We start from the raw sequence: 21,249 nt of genomic DNA, 5'->3' as shown, positions 1-21,249 counted from the left end.
AATAATCACAAAATACTTGTTTTTGCTTAATTTCATGTTATTTTTTCTGTTTGACAGTTGAATAATAAATAATATGAATTTTATTTGTTAGAGGGGAAGAACCCCGTAAAAGTAGCATGCTTGAGTCACTTAATAGTTTACCTTTATTTATGATACGGTTCAGCGTGTTTGTTTAAGAGGCAAAAAGCCAGAGGCGAGAAGTTTTTCTCGTCTCTTTCTGTATCTATAAATTTCATTTTAAATTTAGCATTTTATGTAATCCAAGATGAGCTTTATCACTCTCTGGGTTAATAGGAATTAGAAGGTATTCTGATTTTATTAGTTGGAACATTTTATACATCTCATAATTAGGCAAGTTATATGATTTTATATAGTAGTAACTCTTGTCTTCCATATCAACCATTACAATATTAGGATTAAGTATAAATGCTCTTTCACTTGGTTGAATCATACTATCTATTTCTTCAGTTAAATTTGTTGAAAGAACCTTACTAAAATACATTATTTCTTCATTTAATGGATAAAATGATAGCTTATCCAAATTCGCTTTTAATTCTTCGAGGTACTTCTTTAAATGTCTATATTTAGCAAAGCTTGTAGGTATTATTTCAAAGTATATATCTTTGGTATATAAGCTAACAATGCCTCCTTCTTTTAACAACATATTCCTTCCTTCTAATAGTTCATAATCATGGTTGATAGAATCATTAGACTTTACTTTACAATAGTAGTCAAAATCTTGTCTTTGAAGTTCTTTATTTAGATTTTTATAATCCATTTTATAGTAACTTCCAAAATATGAGTAAAAAGAAAAGATACATTCACTCAAACAATCTTTGTAGGCTTCAATTTTTCTTAAATTCTTGCTAATTGTAGCGAATAATATATTTACATATAAAAATAGAACACTTAATGAGAAAGTTTCTAATACTCTTGTAAAGCCATTATAAGTAAAATTAAAGTATGGAATATCAACGACTGCTATTTTCCTTAAAATTGGGTCTACTAATTGTCTATCTGCACTGCTAAAAAATAAACTCAATGTCAAAAGGATTATTGTTATTATTGTTGGTAACAGCCTCAAACGTATAAAAAACAGTAAACAACGAATAAAATACTTTAGCTTCTTAAATTTTTTCACCTAAATCATCACTTTCAGAAAGAAATAATACCGATATTGTTTCAATCGATCCAACTGTTTAATTTATTATTAGACCTCTATCTTCTTGCTGTCTCTAAACTCTATTTTGGTTTTTACCTTACTATCAATATATTTTAATATTATCCGAGCTGAGTTAATTACAAATTGGGCTTCTTCTTCTGGGAGAAATTCTTCGTTGGGGTGAGCCATACTTCGGTTATTTCTAATTTCGTTTAGGTTTTCGAGGAGTTTTCCAATGCTTGTTAACATCTGATTCACTGGTGTAACATAAGGTTGGTTATTTTTAAATGCAGGATGTTCTTTTCTTAATTTACTAAATACATCTTGTATTTTAGGTTCACTACTTTCAAATATTATTTTTTCGTCTTTACATATATGTAATAGAAATGCATGTAGTGCTGTATGCATACGATCTAATGCACTATAAGAATCATGCTCTTTTAATAGCGTTTCAGCTTGTTTCAATGCTTCTTCAACAAAATTAGCTGTTATATGTAACTTGGGGACATCTATAAAACCACTCTTTTCAAGTCTTTGAATATACACATTTATGCGGTCAAATAGTCTTCTTTTCTGTTTAAGTTCTTTTTCCTCATAGTCTAAATCCTCAAAATATTCTATTGGATACTTTTCAATTACTCCACGTAGAATTTTTACTTGATCATTAGTATTAGCATTCAACAATATTTTTATAAATTTCTCTCTTGTTGTCCCCTCATAATCATAAGGATTTATTTCTAAGTCACAATATAAAGGATAAAATTCGGCATGACTACTATAAGAAAAGTTACCTAAATAACCATTATTCACTCCAATATAACTAACAACCGTTAATATTTCTGACATTTTTAATTCCATTTTATCCTCCAGGTAATATTAAGTTAATAAAAAATATCTTTGGATGATTTAATAGTTCGGTATGACTATTTCTATTATATATTTCCTTGTATATATTTGGTAGTGGAACAGGTATCTTAAATTACACACAAAAAAAGCAAGGGATTTCTGTAACCGTCAGAAAAGATTGAACAGATTTTGCTCGATAAAATTGAACACTATTTTCCAGTAGAAACGAGCACTTTATTTGGAGAGGCGGGCATGGTAGCCTATCAAGAATGAGCCGAATGAATTGGTGCAATTGGCTTCTCGGCTCATAATCATGCCCGTAGAGGCTCCATGTAAAGTGACAATGCCACGCTCAATTTCCAATTAAGTGTTCATTCTTACTTAGCAGAAAGTGTTCAAAATCACTTAACGGTTACAATTTCCCAATGCTAATTTATTATCTATTTACTTTTTCTATCTAAGAATTTCTCTATTTCCTTTTCCGATAACTTATCTGGAGTAATACCTTTTTCCTGACAATACTCAAATAATTTTCTTACTTTTACTCTGCTATCTTTTGGAACGGCAAATATCCCATTAGGAAATTTATCATCAAAAGATTCGTCACTTCGCTTATCCATAGTCACCACTTTTTAATTTATTTTATACTTTCCTGTATTTCAAAGTATTGTTTCAATGCCTCGTTTATTATCCTCACTTTCTCTTTGTTAGAATATTTGTCTATAAAAGGCAATACGTCTTTATCATATCTAATAATATACCCAAAAGAAGTATATCCTGATTCCTTATCAATCAATAATTTTAATAAACTATCTGCTATGTCAACTATTTGATCAAGTTTTTCTTCTACTTCTTTTACTTCTGGGCTATCAAATAATAATCTTTGCAAACAATTTGAATGTGATTTTAGTTTTGCTTCTTCACTCATACAACACTCTCCTTTTCCTATTTGAACTAAGAGTACAATGAGAAAAGTTCAATGTAAACGAAAATAAATGGAATATATTTACTATTGTCAACGATAGTTCCCTATTGCCTATATGCAACCCGTTAAAACCTTGATTTATCAAGGGAGAATTGAATAATTCTCTATCAAACTACTATAATATATCATCAAAAAATTTTAGGAGGTGTACAGATGAACAAAGACAAATTCTACACAATTAGTAGCAAAGAAAGAGTGAGAATTGTTAATGAACTACTAAAAAAGGATAGTACAGATTTACAAAAAGTAGCAGATATAATCGGTATCAACTACTCTACCTTTACAAAGTTAATGCAAGAAGACGATTATGTGTTTATCAAACGGGACAATCAGTATTACAAATTCGTGCGGGATGAGAACCAAATTATTGAGCATCCCAATGATGATCATACAATTCCAGAGCTCAATTTTATTCGAGAAAACTTCATGATCTTAAAGAATCTAATTGAGTGTCACAAAAACAATGATGACTTCATATTAGACAAGCGTATCTTCCGCTCTTCCTCTAAAATAGCTACAAAAAACTTCCGCATGGCTGACGATTTATATAAACAGTTTGTCAAAACGTGCGAAGAACAATTTCCCCATTTAAAAATTCAAGATATAATCGCTCAACTTCTCCTCAATTTTATCGATCGATATTCACAAAAATAATAAAGAAAGGGCAGTTTGTAAGTAATAACTTATTACCAAACTGCCTTTTTTTACTATTCCCTTATAAATGAAACCATTTGATTGACTGATTTTCAGCAATTTTTCGAACTACTGTTTTGCCACTTTCAATATTAGTCCAGACCTCTCGTCTTTCAAACACAACAAACTCTCGGTTTTCTAATAGAAATAGTTCTTTTTCAATCCGTTCATGTCCATAAAAATTGATTTGTCGAACAAACTTCTTACCCAAGAAGAAACCTTTTAAAATATTGCCTTGCTCGTCATAAAAGTATTCATACTCATCTGGGTACTGATACATAATGCCCAATATACCTAATGTTTGCCTCTCCTTATAGATAGGTTTAAAATCCAATTTCCCATATTTAATTAACGCTTTCTTTAGTAGTTTTTTTCTATTCATATTTATTCCTCCTCATTTTATAAATTTTTTCACAACTACAGGAGGGGGAATTCAAAGGGTTCCATCCATTCTTATAAACTTTATATCTATATTTTTGCAAAGAATTTTTATTAGATTCAAAAAACCATTTCTTTTCCCCGTTCCCCCCTCCTCGTGGTTGTCTGTTAAACATTTCTACGAATCTTTATTCCTTTAAAAATGACTCTTTTCGATTTTGACTCTTCGGTTCTTAGAAGTTGTGCAGGATAATCATTTTCCAACGATTTGTTGAATTTGGTCTGCGAGATTGGTTGTAATCCATTCTCCAAGCACATTCGCTTATAATGTTGATAAAGCACACTACTATACTCAATTTCATTTGGAATGAGTTCGCAATGCTCTTCTACAAACCAAATTACGTTATTAGATTGCTTACGATACTCATCAAGTAATGTTTTATTAGATTCACTCTTTGTGAATTGAAATTTATTTGCGATTAAGCGAAACAAACCTTGGAGTGCCCATTGGACTATGCCATCTTGCTCTTGCTGGAACTTTTGTAGCAAGAATGGATCAATTTGATCTTCGGGTACTTGGCGTAAAAACGGAAGGATAATTAACCTGCGGTAAAAACCATCGGAGCGGTCTACATAATTTGATGGCAGCTCATTACAAGAGAATATAAGTCTTGCTCTGTTTGAGAATGAAAAAGGCTTGCCAAACTTCTCTTCAGCAACAATGGTATCTCCAGAAACAAGCGTTTTAAAAACTCCTGTATCTTGGATGCTTTTGTTTGGTAGATCTGCATAAATATTTGCTAATTTTCCAAGCAGTAAACTTGCTTTAAATCGTTGGGATAGATCTTGCAACGGTACATTACTTATCTGTTCTTTCCCTAAAATTTGTTCAATTACTTTTAGGAAAGTTGACTTACCCGATCGCCCAGGTCCATAGAGGATAAATGCTTTTTCTGCAACCGTTAAAGGAATTAAGAGATAACCCATTATCTCTTGAGCTATTAGGGCATCATTAGGTTCGAGGGAATTTTCGATAAATTTTTTAAACCGAGGACAGTCTGCTGAGGGATTATATTCTGCATTGATTTGAACTGCAGTGTAGAAAAGTGGGGAGTGAGGAATAAGGGATTTAGTATTCAAATCAAACATTCCATTTTGGAAGTTAATCATGTTCATCAACTGAGGATTGTCTAATAAATCCCCTTCGTAAATGATTCGGTTTTTCCATTGTTCGAGTGTGTCGTGAATATGATGGCTTTTACTATATTCTTCAATTAGATGTTTCTGGATAAAGCTCTGCATCTTTAAATTACTAACCTCTTTGTATACTCCATTTTCGTACTTGAAAAAACGTTCACTTGAGTAAACAAAGTTAGTAGTTTCTGCTAAGTGTTTTGCTAATACACCTGGCTTAAATCGCATGGAAGTCTGAGTTTTCTCGTACCAAGGATATAGACTTTCATTTGGCAATTTTCTTTCCTCTTTACTTATAGTCGGAGAAGTTATTGATTCTCTTTTTTCGAATACAATAGTGGTATCAGCTATTGCTTTTTCGATTACAGAATCACCATAGGATCTTCCATCTGAAAAATGAATTTGATCCCACTTTACTCTAAATAATCCTGACTTTCGGAATAGCCTATCCATTTCATTTGCATCCTTTGCTGTATAAAACGCTAAGGCATGTAGACGTCAAGTCGAATTTTACACTTTTTGCTCGTTTCCTTTTTACACTTCTGCTGAAAAAATGCTTTTCCGGTTTTTCATGCGATGACTTTCCTCATTCTCTCCACCATGGATGACTTCCACCCGATGAAGTAAGCGATCTAAAATAGCTGTTGTGATTCCTTGATCTCCAATTAAATGACCCCATTCTTCTGGACTCTTATTTGAAGTCAGGATGATCGAACTTCGTTCGTATAAATGGTTAATCAAATGAAAAAACAAGTTTGCTTCTCTCTGATCCATCGCCATATACATTAAATCATCGATAATCACAAGGTCGGCATTTCTAATTCTTTTAAGCTGAACTTTAGATTTATTCAGGTATTCTTCTGACTTTAAAAGCTGCACAAGCTCACCCATTGTAGCGAAGTAAACATGGAATCCTCTATACACAGCTTCCAGTCCTAATCCAATGGCGATATGTGTTTTACCTATACCAGGGGGACCCAGAAGGATTAAATTGTACTGCTGCTCTAGCCAGCTTAATTCTCGGAGTTGAGAAAGCTGACGAGCCGTCAGAACGTTTTGTCCTTTCAGTTCAAACTCATCTAACGACTTCACGAAAGGGAAGCGCGCCCATTTCATTCTTTTCTCGAGGCTTTTTGCTTCACGTTTTGCTAATTCATATCGAGTGATCGATTCTAAAAATTCCAGGTAGGTCCATGATGCTTTTTCAGCTTCGCGAAGAAGCTGTGGCAGCTCCTCCGCCGTCTCTGCTAAACGTAACTGACGAAATTGATCTTGTAATTCATGCACAGTCTTGTTCATCATGCTCTACCTCCTAAAATGCTGGTATAGGCAAGTAGAGAACGGGTAGATGCTTTGATATGAGAATGCTTTGGTGAGCTAGTATAAAAGGGTTGTCCCTCTTCAATCGGTTCATCTCGCAATGTATGAAGGTGATGAGCAATATCACGAAAATCATTCGCATGATATAGTTTCTCTGCCATGCACTTTGTCAAAACAGTATCAATGAATGCTGGATACTGTTGAATGATCTTATAGAGGATCGCAAATTGATCTCGACGATACCTCGGGTATCTTTGGCTGATCTCATCTAAATAAGCAGCTGCCTGACCTTGATCTTCAAAGCAAGAGACGAGGCGTTGCTTAAGCTCTTCAACCCCTTTGGAGCGATCTCGAGTGTGATGGCGATTTTGAATGAGTTTTCCTTTTTCTGAGCTCACAAGATGCTCGGCAATGACTTCACCTTTTGCTTCTCTGCGAATGACGAGCGTCTTTTGACCTTCGTCTTTCACTTCAATCCAGACAAGATTCTCACTCATTGTTTGATACGTCCCTAGGGGAACAGAATAACGGTTTGACTTGTACCGGATGGTGTTGTCCTTGCTTACAATTCTTGTTATACTTTGGTTATGGGTACTTTCATATGAAAGTAACGAAGAGACTGGCAGTAAGTGTTGCTTTTCAAGGAGAAACACTTCTGCTGGTCTTTTTTTCGTTGTTTGATGAACCTGATGATTCCCGGTACGCTGAAGCCATTGTAGTGCTCGACTATTCCAATCTTCTATATCGCTAAACACTCGACTGTCTGCGAAGTTGCCCTTTATGTATTTCACTACATTCTCAATCATGCCCTTAGATTCCGGATCGGCTTTTCGGCACAAGTGAACGTTAAACTCACGTTCATTCACATAATGTTGGAACTCCGTTGTTAAAAGCAGTTGTCCAGCATTCTCACTCACTGCGATTAAGTGATCCTGATCATAAACAATTTCTTCTGTTCGTCCTCCATAGAACTGAAAGGCATGTTCATGACAACGAATCGCGTCTCTTGTCGTAAAAGGACGCGCCTGCCATTCCATATATTTCTGCCTGGAATGAGCGAGGACAAAGGCAATGAAATAGAGCTTGATTTCTTTGTTGTCTGTCGTTTTCTGTTTTGTCTCACCCCAGTCTACCTGAAGTTGTTTACCCATTGGTTGTTCAGGAACGGCTTCATATTGACGGACCATGGCCTTCTTCTCAATCTGATAAACCTCACGAATATCTTTCACATACGTTCTCACCGTACTTCCACCGACGACAAGATCGGGGTATCTCTCCAAAAGCCAATCATGAATTTGAGCACTACTTAGATGAGGGTATTCTTCTAGCCAAGCAAGTATCCAGTCTTTGTAGGGATCTAGTTTTCTCTTCTTCCCCAAAGGGTGTTCAGTGTATGCTTTTGCTTCATCAAATGTCATGTCTAAATACTTATAGACAGTCGGTCTTGAAACTTTCAGCTCCTTAGCGATTTGTGCTACTTTAAACTTTCTCTTACGTAATTCATGGATCTTTACATATAACACTAACTTCTCCTCCAAAACCCTAACCCCCAGTAAAATAACATTACTATCTATTTTACTAAAGTAGTAGGTTGATTGAGCAAAAGTGTAAAATCTTATCGAGCAAAAACTGTCAACTTCATTCTAGCGTTTACAAGGCATTACACAAGGCTAAATCTGCTTCACTTTGAGATGAATAGTAACTTTCCCAATTGCCATCAAATATGCTTCTTAATCGATCACCACCTTTTCTTGAAAACATGATGTCTAATAATTGATCTTCTGTCAGTGTGTGGCTTGCTTTTTTATTTTTTGTCATTGTTGTCATACGTGTATCATCCTCCTTTTTTATTAGATATTTTTCATAAATAGCCTGCAATTCTTTTTGGCAATCAAAAAGAATTGCAGCAGAGCTGATTTGATTACCTGTGACTGTAAAATAGCGTTTCTTATCATACATTTCAACTCCTAATTCTGAGTTTTTAGAGGAACCATCTGGTTTCCTTCCTTTTGTAATGACATGAATTCCTTTTCCGCTCGGTGAAAACTCGATATATGCCTTACCTTCAAACATTGAAATGACATCTTGTGCAAGTGAGGAGAGGTTACCTTTCTCATCAGCACAATAATCTAAGTCAATGCCAACATAAGGATCTGATTCGGAAAAAACAAACCCAATGCCTGATACATGCTCATTTCCATTTATGATCTCTTGGACTACTTCAGCAAAAGTAAACCAATTTTCCTTATTATTTATATCCATTGCCTTGCCATCTGAAGGATGAACAGGAACTTTTGCCACCCTTTCACCTTTTTGGATTGCTCGATAGCAAACCCATTGTTTCATTTGTTTGAGCTCTAATGGTACGTTTTCGTACATAAAATTACCTCCTTTCAAAATTGCTCATTATAGTTATACCAGCTTGTCAACACTTTGAAAATGCAATTTCGGTTCGAGGGTGTTTGAGCTTTTTACAACTGCTATTTACTGAAATATAAATATGAAGGGATCAGTGCAATCACACCGATCCCTTCTTAAATTACTTTAATTGTTCGAAATTGGAACCTCAATTCGATCTTTTGCAACACAAATGTTTCTATAGATTACATAACACTCAACATAATGTTCGCCTCTAAAATTAGTGGTTTCTATTTTTTTATGTCTCCCTTCATCCCGAACAATTTGTCCTCTTATACAATCCCTTCGTATTGCTTCTTCTCCTCGATTTAAAACTTTCCAATACACTTCATAATGAAGTTTGTATTCGCTATCCTGTATTAAACTATCAAACTCATTTTCAACTATAAAAAATTCCAACCGTTTACTGACACTTAAATAAGTCCCTTTTGCAAGCATTGTTCTTAATAACATATCTCTAAACCCATTCTGTTTAACGTTGCATTCTATTTTAAGGTTATACCGTATATCAATATTAAACTTTTGGTCAATAAACTCCTCTGTCTGCCTAACATTTCTATTATACAATGCACTTTTCTCTATATTAGCGGCCTCCTGTATCTCCTCTGGAACAGGGAAATTAGAACCAAAGATTTCCCTCATTACATCATAAATGTTTTCACTCTCTTCTGTTAAATCCTCAATTTTTTCATATACTTTTTTAGCTTTTGAAACAAATGTTCCTTTTTTGTTATATACTTTTTGACTACTTCCTAAAGCAAACCAATATTTCTGATTTTTATCCCTACTCTTTAAATATTTGAATAAATCCTTTAGTAACTGTAAGTAATCAGTAAATCCAGCAGATTTATAACTCTCATTTTCTTGTAAAAATTTATACACTAAGGTATCAATCAGAAGCCCTCCAAATTTAAACCCTTCGTTATTCTTCCATGCTCTAACTAAATTACATATATATTTGAAGTTTTGATTTGTTTCTGTGATTGTGTCCAAACTTTCATCAATCTCTGGCAAAGGATCTGTTTTTTTCCATGATCCCCCGTTGTTTGAATCAGGATAATCGAATGCACCATCACTTCTTTCAAAAGCAGGGCAAACCTCAACTATTTTATTCAAACTTGTAAAACTAACTACGACTACTTGTCCATCTCCTCTTACCACAGTCTTAGGATACTTCTTTTTGATTTCTTTTTTAACATCTTGCAATAACTTAGACTGACCATTTCCTTGATGATTACTATACTTAGTTTTTAATTCTTTTGGTAATACAAACAACATATCTATATCACTAAAGCTTTTTACTGCCGTATCTCTCCCTAATGAACCAACAATATAACAGTGATCTTCTTCGCTATCAGAACCTTCATAATAGGATTTATTTAATCTTTTAGTTATTTCTTTTACTCTTTTAGTTTCTTCATCCAGATCTTCAATTTGTAAGCTATCAATAAATTCCTCGATTTTATCTGAGAACATTACTTTCCCCCTAATTAAAATATCTTAATACTGATAAAACAATCCATACGATTACCAGGAATGCAACAAACCTGAAAGAAACAGGAAACTTATCTCTCCATGAAAATTGCTTTTGTTCATTTATCCATTCATATTGGCTTTGATAAAAAAACTTATAATGAGCGTACCAATCACTTAAAAAAATTTGTTTGGTAATGTTTTGGTCATAAAAATTGCCCATAATCTCATTCATCTGCCTTTCTTGATCAGATAAATTGACATTTCCATCTTCATCACTTTTTATACAGTAATATATATTTCGTAATTGATTATGCATTTGAATAAGCTCGTTCCCCCGCTCCTTATATTGCTCTTTTTCAGAATTATATTGACTAATTGTTAGAGCAGTAATACCAAGAATTATAAGAAATACAGAGAGTTCCTTACTAAAAATAAAATCAGGATAATATATTTGCCATATACCTACTGATAGTGTTAAAAAAGCTAAACGACCTGGTGTTTTCTGAACAATGTCATAAGTTGCGAAATGCTTTTTTGCACCAAATAAAACGTTGTATCCATTTTCAGCCAAACTACGTAGCAAATACTCTTTATTCACAATCTTCCTCCCCTCTTATTTTAGAAAAAAAGCAGTCCCTAAAATAAGTATTAATTTTTTAGGAACCGCCTTAGTTGTATGTGATATTTAATTGAAGTGTAAATTATAACTCTCTCACAATCTCCTCATCCAATATCGCTTTCCGTTTCTCCCAATCTGGCATTAGCGAGTACAGCATTTTATAAAAGCTATCGCTATGGTCGTTATATTTAAAGTGAATAAGTTCGTGAAGTACGACATAATCAATGCAATGCTTTGGTGCTTTAATTAGTTCTGTATTAAGAAGAATGGTATTTGTATCTACTAAAGCCGATCCCCAACGTGCTTTCATCGTTCGTAATTCTACACCAGGTTTTGCTACCCCGTATTTCTCTACAAGTGGATACATTTTTACTAACGACTTTTCAAAAGTATTTTTGACTTTTGTTCGATACCATTCTTCCATCAATTTTGCTTTGCGACTATAATTATCTTGGGCTTTCACATATAAATAAAGAAACCCTCGAAAGTATTTTACCTCTTCCTTCTGCTCTACGGTTCTCACTCGAAGACGATATTGTTTGCCAAGATATTTATACGACTCTCCACTTACATATTCCCTTTCACTTTGCTTATAAGGCTGGACACTTTCGAAATCTTTTATATTCTTTGTTATCCAAGCTCCTTTTCCTTTAACAAAACCATATATAAAGTCAAGTGGTACTTTTTCACTTGCTGATACGGTTATCGTCATATCTGGTTTAATATTTAGATTGACATTTTTTACATTTTTTCTTTCTAACTCAAATGAAATTAACTTATCCCCGTATTTGATTTGATGTTTTTCCATGGGGTGTTCACAACCTAACTCTAATAACGTCTTAATGCTACCGTTTTGATTTGCTCAATGATTTTATCTGCTTGATCCAAGCTCAAATCAATATGATTATCCTTAGAGAAATCATATAATAGATCATCTAATTCTTGTGCTATTTTATTGTGTACTTGGATGTTATCGTGCCAATCCACTTTTGTATATTCTCTAATGATTTCATCCATTTTCAATGCCAAACTTCCTAACGTATCATAAGGTACAGTGTTCTCTTTTACTTCATTCATAATCTCTTTTGTTACCCCATAAAACGCTTGGGCCGCTCTATTCTCTTTAATAACAGATGGAAAATCATCAACAGGCTCTCCTTTTCTATATTCGTTCATGATATCTTTCATTGTATTTAGATATTCAGCCTCGGAAATCCGCTTATCCTTATACTCCTGGATCACTTCCTGAATCCGCTCAGAAAACTTCTTATAATAAGCGGGGTTTTCATCCCATTTTGCATGAACACTTTTCGTTAAACGGGTGCGGATTGCATCTGCTTTAGCCCGTTTCGATTCCAAACGCTCCAGTTCCTCTTCAAACTGCTTTTCATTGAGAATATCAACTGGGTTTGTTATACGTATGATTTGTTCAGCAGAAATATATTGATCCATTAGTTTTTGCATTTTCGCTTCATATTCCTTATGATCAATCGTATCCGAATAACGCAACTTTACGCTTTTTCGTAGTTCTTGGAAAAACTTCAAGTCCTTTTTATATGTGGCAAGTTCCTCTGGTTGTAATGCATTATAAATTCGTTCAGATTCCAATGCGATACCAAGGTTGCGGCCAAACTGGCTTAGTGTATCATAAAACGTTTCTCTTTTTTCCTCGTCTTCTAACAATACCTCATACTCTTCTACATCTTGTTTATTTCTAATAGAAGAAAAGAGTTGCAGTAAGTCGGAATGATGTTGACGAAGTGAACCAATCACAGTAATAACATCATGGATTGCACCTTTTAAATCAGATGGATCGAAGTTTTCTAAGCCTGCTCCTGAATACATTTGTAAAGCTTCATCCAACTTAGATAAAAGCCCTCGGTAATCAATGATTAAACCGTAGTCTTTGCCTTCATACAGACGATTCACCCTGGCAATCGCCTGCAGTAGCGTATGTTCTTTCATTGGCTTATCAATATATAAAATCGAAGCCCTTGGAGCATCAAAACCTGTCAGTAGTTTGTCTACTACAATAAGTAAATCAATATCATCACCATGAATAAACTCATCTTTAATGGCATCTTCATAGTCTTCAGCCGTTCCATAACGATTCATCATTCGTTGCCAAAAGCGTTGGATCTTATCATTCGATTCTTCATCTATCGCATCATGACCTTCTCGTTGGTCTGGTGGAGAGATAACGACAGCACAGTTTAAATCGCCCAACTCTTCAAAAGCTTCCAAATAACGAATGGCTTCCATTTTGCTGTTCGTTGCAAGCATTGCTTTAAACTGTGAACCTTGTGTTTTGTAATTGCGATAAAAATGTTCATTAATATCAAACGCAATCATACTAATGCGTTGATCGGATGAAGCAATTCGTTCAAAATGGCTCCATTTTTTCATTACTTCGTCTTTCTGCTTATCATTCAAATGACGAGTAATCATCGACAATCGGTTATCAATCGCTACTTTGTTAACCGTTTGATCAACCATTTTCCCTTCATACAACAACGGAACGATTGCACGATCTTTTACGCCATCGGCAATTGTATACTTATGGATGAGTTTACCGAATTTGATCATCGTGCTTTTCTCTTTTTTCATTAGTGGTGTTCCTGTAAATCCTAAGTAGCAGGCATTCGGGAACACTTTCTTCATTTTAATGTGCAATTCTCCATATTGGGTTCTGTGCGACTCATCGACAAGTACAAAGATATCTTTTGAGTCAATTGGCTGTTGTTTAGTAGAAGCAGTATCAAATTTATGCACTAATGTCGTGACAATATCAGCATTCCCATCTTTAATCAGTGAGACTAAGTGGCTTCCAGATGTTGCTCTACTTGCTTTTAACCTTGTGTGATTAAACGTTTTGTGAATTTGCTTATCCAGTTCTACCCTGTCTGTTACGACAATAATTTTAGGATGGTAGTCATTTAATTCCGACAAAATATAACGAGCAAGCATGACCATTGTGAGTGATTTACCTGACCCTTGGGTGTGCCAGATGACCCCGCTCTGTCGATTGCCGTTTTCATCTCGATCTTGAATTGTACTTAATATCTCTTTTATCGCAAAATACTGCTGATAACGTGTCACCTTTTTTACATCTTTATCAAACAGTGTAAAGAAACACGTCAATTCAAGTAGTCGTTCAGGGTGGAATAAGGAAATGATGTTTTTGTCTTGCATCGTTGGCAAACGGTTCGCAACGGTTTGATCTAACCAATGATCTAACCATTCCTCATGCTCTTCTTTCCACACTGACCAAAATTTCTTCGGTGTTGCACAAGTTGCATATTTTGTTTCATTTTTATTTGTAGCCATCACCATCTGCACATACTTAAACAGTTGAGGAACGTAGTCATTTTTTTGATTTCGAATCATTTGGCTAATCCCTTGTTCCATTGAAATGGAAGCCTTCTTGCATTCAATGACAGCAAAAGGAATCCCATTAACAAATAACACAATATCAGGGCGAACAGTACCCCTGCCGTCTACACGTTCTACAGAAAATTCTTCTACAATGTGAAATACATTATTTTCAACATTCTCCCAATCAATATATTGAATGGTAAATGACTTTTTTGAGCCGTCTGGTAGTAATTCCGTATAAGTTCTCCCTAACATCAACGTTTCATAAATGCTTTCATTCGCTTTCACAAGACCGTTCGTCAACGGCTCGTCTAAATCACGTATCGCTTGTTGGATATTTGTATAGCTAAACTTGTAGGTGACACCTTTATACTGATAGGAGTTTAACTCTTTCAGTTTCTCTTCCAGTACCGTTTTCAGCAAAACAGTATAGAGATTTTCACGCATTGTCTCTGCACGTTCAGCATCTATGTACTCATACCCTAAGCCTTGCAATACCTCTATCGCAGGTTGTTGGCTAATATAACGTTCATCATAATTTTGCGGAATCGACATTTCTCCACCTCCATTGTTGAGAATAAAGGAAAAGGAGTAAAGGAATTATACCTTCACTCGGACTTTTCCAGTTAGAAGAAGTTGCATGAGACCTTGTTTTTGGTTTTTTATTTTGCCTAATTCTTTTTTTATAAGTAAGATTTCCTTATCTACTGAATCAATTTCATAATTGCTTAATTTATAAATTTTGAGACGGGCAGAATTTATAAAATTTCATTTTTAAAAATTTAAGCAGCTTGTTGTTGCTGATGGCTAGTACGAATACGATCAACAGCGAGTTTAGAAGCATTGTAAACTAAGGTGACGAGATCAAAGTGAACTTTGGCTCGTTTCCCTGAGCGATGTCGAACATTGTTCAGTTGAAAAAGCTCTTTTAAATAAGCATTAACTCGTTCAACTGCGGTGCGTTGTTTAAAGATGGATTTCCAAACATTTGAACCTCTCGCAGGTGCTGTGTATTTGCGAAGGTCGGTCGTGATTTTGACTTTATATACCTTTTGACAGAGTCCATCATTGGCTAAAGGACAGTCGTGACACTCTTTCGGTCGTGTATATTTTAACGTTTCGTACTTGGGGTCAAAGCTATCGTACCGATAAGAATGTTCCCTGACACAGGTCGGCGCGAAATGCTCGTCAAAACCAACTCTTTCTCTCTCATTACGCTTATTGTAGGCAATGACGGACTGTTGTCCCATACGATAGACCTGTTCATAAATGGGTTCAAAATCATAACCAGCATCCATCGTTTGATAACGAAGAGAGTTCAAAGGTAGTCGTTCATGGATTCCTTTTAATAGAGGAATCGCGGCTTTGCCATCGTTTAAGTTTCCCGATGAAAAAAGCGATTGGAGAATATATTGGCTCGAGGTTCCAACGGCTAAATGGCCCTTGTAGCCATACCAGAAGACGTTCTTTCCTTCGCTGTTCTTTTTTATACCCCATTTAGGATCTTGCGGGATCTCCCGACGTAATTGGGCTAATGAGACTTCTAATTGTGCTTCGATTTTCTTTTCGAATAACGGGAGATTCGCTTCTTTTTCTGCCTGTTCGATGAGCCATTGTTCACGTTCTTTCTTTGTTTTACGACCACGTTTTTGAGGTTCTTCTTTTGGTTTTTCTTCCTTTGGTGGAGCCTGATCACGCGCTTCAAAATGTGTGGCATCAATCGCTACCGTGTCATCGGTAATAAACCCTTCAGCGATCGCTTGGAGGATCACTTTTTCCTGAACTTCAGCTAAAATGTTAGAGTTCTCAAGCTTCGTTAAAAGTCGAGAATAGGATGCTTCAGATGGAACTGAATCGGATACAAGAAAACCACAATTTCTCTTAAAGGCTAGGTCTTCGTTCAAACGCTTAATTAGGTGCTTCATCGTTGGAATTCCTTCGACAAGACGGATCAATATAGAAATAACCATCGCTGGATAATTCAATGCTTCTGGTGCCCCAAGGTGAGATTTTTTCGTCACCTCGTGGACAATGGAAGACAGATCAATAGCGGAAAAAATCGCGTCATAACGTTGGGTAGGTTCCATCTCATATAATTCTTGCATGCTAAATAAACTCATTTGTCGTATAATGGTCATAGGAAGTACTCCTCCAGTCTTTTTGGGATGTTTTCGTCGACTACCATTATACTGGATTTGGGGAGGTACTTCCTTTTTTGTGCCTAGGAACCCTTGAAACAAAAGGTCTGAGATTTATGAAATTTACTCTACTAATAAACAAATTTCTGCTATTGCTTTTTGTTCGTTTATATTCGAAGGAATAGTTACAAGAAAATCTTCTAAAGGTTTTTTTGTAATTTGTGGTTGTCCAGAACCGCCAATAATTCGGTCATATTTTTGTATATAGCAAAGATAGAACATAAAATCTTTATCTACATTAGGCGAATTATCTACATTTACAACCATTGCATTTCCTGTAATCCATGCTTTTCCACTGGTTCTATTCACAGTGCCACATGTCGAACCACGACAAGTAATCATGATTTGCCATTGATCATGGTTAAACTTATCATAATAGCCTATCAGTCCATTTGCACCATAAACAGGATATCCACTTTCCATCATTTCACTTTGCGATATTGTTTTAGGTTGATAAATTTCCGCTATAGCACCCAATTGAACTTCCTTCCACTCTCCATCAAACCCAGGCAATCTCACTTCACCCGACAGCAACTTCTGCATTAACCCTTTTTTCTGTTCTTTTTTCTGCTCGATTAGCTTTTCTTTTAGCTCAATTGCCTTGTCCCAAGTGGAAAGGATGGAGGCGATTTTTAATTTTTCTTTGTCATTTTTTGGTAACACAAATTCAAACTCTCTGATGTCTGTTAAAGATAGATTGGGTCTTGCTGATTCTGTTTGTGTACCAAGTAATCTTTTTTTAACACTATTACTTTGTAAATAATATTTTATAAAACTTTTGTCTGCTTCAGATTTTGTTCTAAATAAACATACAGCTTGGTTAATATTTGCTTCAACATCTATGTCATATTCACAAGAACGCCCTATGGAAGCCCCAACAATATTTATTAATATATCACCTTTTTTCAGTTTACTATTTTTTTGTTTTTCTCCGAATTCTATTGGCAAGAACTTTGGTTGTGTAACATCAAGAACACCTTCTCTTACATTTTCACTTGTAACAAATAAGATTCCATTGTCTTGATAATCAAAACCTTGCCATTTTGGTGAAGCACCTTTAGTTATTTTTGTTGATAAACCTTCACCCTTTTTTATTATCCAGTCATTAGGAATTAACCCGAACTTTGTTTTTTTATAATCTTCTACAGTTTCATACATTGTTACCACCACCTCAAGTTAAAGCTGTTTTAGAAATTGTTCAATAAATTTTGGTTCTTGCCCTGCATCTTCCCTATTCATACTATTTATTCCTCACTTTTCAATCTCTTTTTTTGTGCGTGCTTCTCAATCTGCTTAATACTTTTCTCAGGTGTCGGTAAATCTTCAGGCATAGTCCCACCCAGTTCTTGTATGGTTTGTCTCACTTTTGCCCCAACTTCAAAGTGGGTACGGTTTGCGTTCGACTTTCCTTGAATGTTCTCTCTACGCAATTTTTCATCCGTCTGTGTTGCTCGGAACAGATTGGCCGCAAGTTCTGTACTTCCCATATAATCTAAGATTTTATGACTCTTTTTCAACCCTTTTCGAGCGTGGATTGCTTTTGCATCCAATCCACCATACAACCCTCTGTACCCATGGTTCTGAAAGGTTGCATAATCAATATTTGTTTCAACACCCGCAAGCATGGCCGCTTCTTGTAAAGACTTATTATGTTCTTTTAATTCATTACGAATAGCTAATCGCTTCTTATCTTCATCTAAAGACTCAAACCGCTCTTGCAATTCTTGTTTACGTGTTTGGACTGCAAAATACGTCTGTCCCAATGCTACAACTTCTTTTTTGGGATCAGCGTTTTGTACAATTAAATAACATGCATAACGAGAAAGTTCAAAATCATCTATACTTCTCATTGCACCTGAACCAAGCTCTACCATTTTGCTGACCTCAGCAAAATGGTCTGAAACCAATTGATCACTATTCTTACAAGCCTCTTGTGCCTTTTCAATTACTTTTAAGAAATTTCGCCATTGTTCATAGTCTAAAACATGTTGAAGATCCCTCGCATACCAAAAATCCTCTCCAAACTCATTCACATGTTTGTATTGTTCAAATGTTTTCTCACTATATTTATCAATTTCAGCCATTTTTCATTCTCCTTTACTGACCAACTTGTAAGTAAATCTTACAAGTTGGTTGATACCAATGCATTTTAGTTTGAACCATTCGGAAAAACCGAATAGTTGACTGTGTGTCATTTTATTTTGAACATTCTTATTTTTACAAATTGTTAAAAATGAAATACGTCAGTTGTCAAGTAATACTTAACAACTGGGTTCTGCAATTACAGCCCTAATTCCTTCAAATATTTCTCCATCTCCGCTTCCACTTCTTGTAGCTCTTGTTTGATGTTTGCGATATTCTCTTTCACTTGTGCCATATCAACAGGTTCTTCCTCCTCAAATGTGTCCACATAGCGAGGAATATTCAAGTTATAGTCATTTTCCTTAATTTCATCTATTGTAGCGACGTAAGAGTATTTATCAATTGTTTCCCAGTTGTCATATGTTTTTACAATTTTAGCAATATCCTGTTCTCTTAATTGGTTTTGGTTCTTTCCTTTTTCATAATTGCCTTCCGCTGATGCATCAATAAAAAGCACTTCTTTGCGAGTACGGTTCTTTTTGAACACGAGGATACAAGCAGGGATTCCAGTCCCATAAAACAACCCTTCTGGTAGTCCGATTACAGCATCCAGTAAGTTCATCTCAATAATTTGTTTGCGAATTTTCCCTTCACTTGCACCTCGGAAAAGAACACCATGCGGTAGAATCGTTGCCATTCTGCCATTTTCCGCCAACGAATAAAGCATGTGTTGAACAAATGCATAGTCCCCTTTAGAACTTGGTGGAACACCCCATTCAAAACGTCTATGCGGATCTAAACTTGCATCCATTTTAAATTTACTGTCCGTATTGCCTTCACCTGCAAAGCCCATTGCCCACTTATCTAATGAAAATGGCGGATTTGCTACGATTGCTTGGAATTTCATCAACTTTCCATCCTCTAAATGAAGTGGATTTGCTAATGTATCACCCCACTCAATTTTTGCATCATCAATCCCATGCAAATACATATTCATCAATGCTAATGAATGTGTTGCCCCGTTGCGTTCTTGACCATAGATAGCCACTTTCTTATTCGGCACTTGGTTTGCGACACGTATAAGAAGAGAGCCAGATCCGCAGGTAGGGTCATAAATACGATCATTTTCTTGAGGTTTGACAAGGCGTGCTAACAATTCTGAAGCCATTGACGGCGTGTAAAATTCTCCGCCCTTCTTGCCTGCGTCACTTGCAAAACGTTCAATCATGTATTGGTAAGCATCACCAATGACATCTTCATTTCCAACAACAGACGGCTTTAATGTAAGCTTATTAAAATCCTCTAATAAAGAACGGAGCATTGCATTTCGTTCTTTTGCTTTCCCAAGAATCGCTTCACTGTTAAAGTCAATATTACGGAACACGCCACGAAGTTTGCCTGTATTTTCGTTCTCAAGCCGCTCCAATGCTTTGTTGATGATTTCACCAATCTCAGCATCATTACGTTTGCTATACAAGTAATCAAATGTAGACTGTTCATCTAACACAAATCGCTCTCTTGATAACGCACGCTGAATGCGTTGTTCATCACCATCATAACGCTTTGTATATTCTTCTAAATGCTCCTTATACGCATCACTCAGATACTTGACGAACAGCATTGTCAGTATATAATCTTTATATGTACTGGAATCTACCTTTCCTCTAAATGTATCGGCCGCTTGCCATAGTACACTGTTAATTTGATCTTTCGTCACTTTTTCACTCACTTTACTTCCTCCTTGATTTCTCCTTGAATGATTTTATCTGTAATTGATTTAAACCACTTTTCCTTTTCTTCTATTAACTTTTGATAAAGTTGCTTCTCTTTCTGATGCAACAATAGTAATTGAATTAGTGCCTCTTGTCTCTGAATTGGAATGTCATGAATTGTTATTGCCTTTAGCGTATTTTTGTTTGTTGTCGGTATTCGTGAACCCGCTTGTGAACGCTCCAATTCTTTCTTTACAGCTTCTGTATTTAAGTACCAAGCTAAATACGCTGGCAAACATCTTATTTTGTCTACTTTTATAATAGCAAAGTATGATGGTACTAACAGTCCTGAATGTGATTCATCAATATAAATAGCTGTATTGGGATGACTTAATCGGATAATGACATCTCCTTCTTCTGTAAAATAATGAGGACTTAAAATATCGTTGCTTTCAAACAGTTCAAATTCCTCATTATTAAACGTACCGTCATCATTGATATTTTTTAACGTAAGCAAACGATACTTTGCTTTAACATTCAAATCAACATCAGCCTTTTTCCTCGTTAATACTATACCTGTTTTGATTTCTGCAATATGCTCAAGTTGCACCCTAACTCACCTCCATTTTGTCAAATATTTAATTTAACTTTATTGTTAAATATAATATATAACAATTTGGGTAATGTGGTCAATAACTATTAGAAAATTTTCCTAAATGAATCAATTTCATAAAGCCTATCTCTTGAATCAGACAAGAATCCAATTTTCGTTTTATTGATTTTAAAAATGG

19 protein-coding genes and 1 pseudogene are annotated in these 21,249 nt (G+C 35.3%); 1 reads left to right on the top strand and 19 read right to left on the bottom strand.

The window, feature by feature from the left end:
- Nucleotides 1-232 precede the first annotated feature (232 nt).
- The 4 genes from FED51_RS20435 to FED51_RS20420 form a co-directional block, all read right to left on the bottom strand.
- Nucleotides 233-1,141: a hypothetical protein gene (locus tag FED51_RS20435; RefSeq protein ID WP_138091048.1), complete on the bottom strand. Its 909-nt coding sequence runs from the start codon at nt 1,139-1,141 to the stop codon at nt 233-235.
- A 69-nt stretch (nt 1,142-1,210) separates the two neighbouring features.
- The gene (locus FED51_RS20430) at nt 1,211-2,020 is read right to left on the bottom strand and encodes an abortive infection family protein (RefSeq protein ID WP_138091045.1); all 810 of its coding nucleotides are present in this window, start codon (nt 2,018-2,020) and stop codon (nt 1,211-1,213) included.
- Between the two features lie 428 nt (nt 2,021-2,448).
- Nucleotides 2,449-2,628: a hypothetical protein gene (locus tag FED51_RS20425; protein WP_138091042.1), complete on the bottom strand. Its 180-nt coding sequence runs from the start codon at nt 2,626-2,628 to the stop codon at nt 2,449-2,451.
- A 17-nt stretch (nt 2,629-2,645) separates the two neighbouring features.
- The gene (locus FED51_RS20420) at nt 2,646-2,936 is read right to left on the bottom strand and encodes a hypothetical protein (RefSeq protein WP_138091039.1); all 291 of its coding nucleotides are present in this window, start codon (nt 2,934-2,936) and stop codon (nt 2,646-2,648) included.
- Nucleotides 2,937-3,146: 210 nt separating this feature from the next.
- Here FED51_RS20420 and FED51_RS20415 point away from each other — a divergent pair, with 210 nt between their 5' ends.
- On the top strand, nt 3,147-3,647 hold the full coding sequence (locus FED51_RS20415; protein WP_138091036.1) for a hypothetical protein: 501 nt from the start codon (nt 3,147-3,149) through the stop codon (nt 3,645-3,647).
- 61 nt (nt 3,648-3,708) lie between these two features.
- Here the strand turns inward: FED51_RS20415 and FED51_RS20410 are convergent, their stop codons facing one another.
- The 15 genes and pseudogenes from FED51_RS20410 to FED51_RS20345 form a co-directional block, all read right to left on the bottom strand.
- Complete coding sequence (locus tag FED51_RS20410; protein WP_138091032.1) at nt 3,709-4,068, bottom strand: hypothetical protein; 360 nt, start codon at nt 4,066-4,068, stop codon at nt 3,709-3,711.
- A gap of 164 nt (nt 4,069-4,232) precedes the next feature.
- On the bottom strand, nt 4,233-5,486 hold the full coding sequence (locus FED51_RS20405; RefSeq protein WP_420810283.1) for a DNA primase family protein: 1,254 nt from the start codon (nt 5,484-5,486) through the stop codon (nt 4,233-4,235).
- A gap of 108 nt (nt 5,487-5,594) precedes the next feature.
- A pseudogene (locus tag FED51_RS21800) lies at nt 5,595-5,738 on the bottom strand (phage NrS-1 polymerase family protein); the annotation flags it as partial.
- 54 nt (nt 5,739-5,792) lie between these two features.
- A complete protein-coding gene (istB, locus tag FED51_RS20400) occupies nt 5,793-6,557 on the bottom strand; it encodes an IS21-like element IS643 family helper ATPase IstB (RefSeq protein WP_010900090.1) in 765 nt (254 codons plus the stop codon).
- The gene (gene istA / locus FED51_RS20395; protein WP_138090185.1) at nt 6,557-8,101 is read right to left on the bottom strand and encodes an IS21-like element IS643 family transposase; all 1,545 of its coding nucleotides are present in this window, start codon (nt 8,099-8,101) and stop codon (nt 6,557-6,559) included. Before istA ends, istB begins: the two co-directional genes overlap by 1 nt.
- Before the next feature lie 127 nt (nt 8,102-8,228).
- On the bottom strand, nt 8,229-8,957 hold the full coding sequence (locus FED51_RS20390) for a hypothetical protein (protein ID WP_138091026.1): 729 nt from the start codon (nt 8,955-8,957) through the stop codon (nt 8,229-8,231).
- 165 nt (nt 8,958-9,122) lie between these two features.
- Entirely contained in the window at nt 9,123-10,472 is a 1,350-nt protein-coding gene (locus FED51_RS20385) for a nucleotide-binding domain-containing protein (protein ID WP_138091023.1), read from the bottom strand.
- A 10-nt stretch (nt 10,473-10,482) separates the two neighbouring features.
- On the bottom strand, nt 10,483-11,070 hold the full coding sequence (locus tag FED51_RS20380; RefSeq protein ID WP_138091020.1) for an SLATT domain-containing protein: 588 nt from the start codon (nt 11,068-11,070) through the stop codon (nt 10,483-10,485).
- 103 nt (nt 11,071-11,173) lie between these two features.
- Nucleotides 11,174-11,899 carry a M48 family metallopeptidase gene (locus tag FED51_RS20375; protein WP_138091017.1) on the bottom strand — a complete coding sequence of 242 codons (726 nt, stop codon included), beginning with the start codon at nt 11,897-11,899 and terminating at the stop codon, nt 11,174-11,176.
- A 20-nt stretch (nt 11,900-11,919) separates the two neighbouring features.
- Entirely contained in the window at nt 11,920-15,021 is a 3,102-nt protein-coding gene (locus FED51_RS20370; RefSeq protein ID WP_138091015.1) for a type I restriction endonuclease subunit R, read from the bottom strand.
- Between the two features lie 227 nt (nt 15,022-15,248).
- A complete protein-coding gene (locus FED51_RS20365; RefSeq protein ID WP_010896456.1) occupies nt 15,249-16,604 on the bottom strand; it encodes an IS1182-like element IS656 family transposase in 1,356 nt (451 codons plus the stop codon).
- Between the two features lie 123 nt (nt 16,605-16,727).
- Nucleotides 16,728-17,822: a restriction endonuclease subunit S gene (locus FED51_RS20360; protein WP_138091012.1), complete on the bottom strand. Its 1,095-nt coding sequence runs from the start codon at nt 17,820-17,822 to the stop codon at nt 16,728-16,730.
- Between the two features lie 86 nt (nt 17,823-17,908).
- Nucleotides 17,909-18,748 carry a DNA damage-inducible protein D gene (gene dinD / locus FED51_RS20355; RefSeq protein ID WP_138091009.1) on the bottom strand — a complete coding sequence of 280 codons (840 nt, stop codon included), beginning with the start codon at nt 18,746-18,748 and terminating at the stop codon, nt 17,909-17,911.
- A 197-nt stretch (nt 18,749-18,945) separates the two neighbouring features.
- Nucleotides 18,946-20,475 carry a type I restriction-modification system subunit M gene (locus FED51_RS20350; RefSeq protein ID WP_138091006.1) on the bottom strand — a complete coding sequence of 510 codons (1,530 nt, stop codon included), beginning with the start codon at nt 20,473-20,475 and terminating at the stop codon, nt 18,946-18,948.
- A complete protein-coding gene (locus tag FED51_RS20345; RefSeq protein WP_138091003.1) occupies nt 20,472-21,068 on the bottom strand; it encodes a restriction endonuclease subunit S domain-containing protein in 597 nt (198 codons plus the stop codon). The genes FED51_RS20350 and FED51_RS20345 overlap by 4 nt, the downstream gene beginning before the upstream one ends.
- Between the last annotated feature and the right edge of the window lie 181 nt (nt 21,069-21,249).

It is taken from the genome of Halalkalibacterium halodurans (genome assembly GCF_005671335.1).
Classification (GTDB): domain Bacteria; phylum Bacillota; class Bacilli; order Bacillales; family Bacillaceae_D; genus Halalkalibacterium; species Halalkalibacterium halodurans.
Note: the sequence above shows the minus strand (reverse complement) of the source record. Positions and strands in the feature narration are given on the sequence as shown.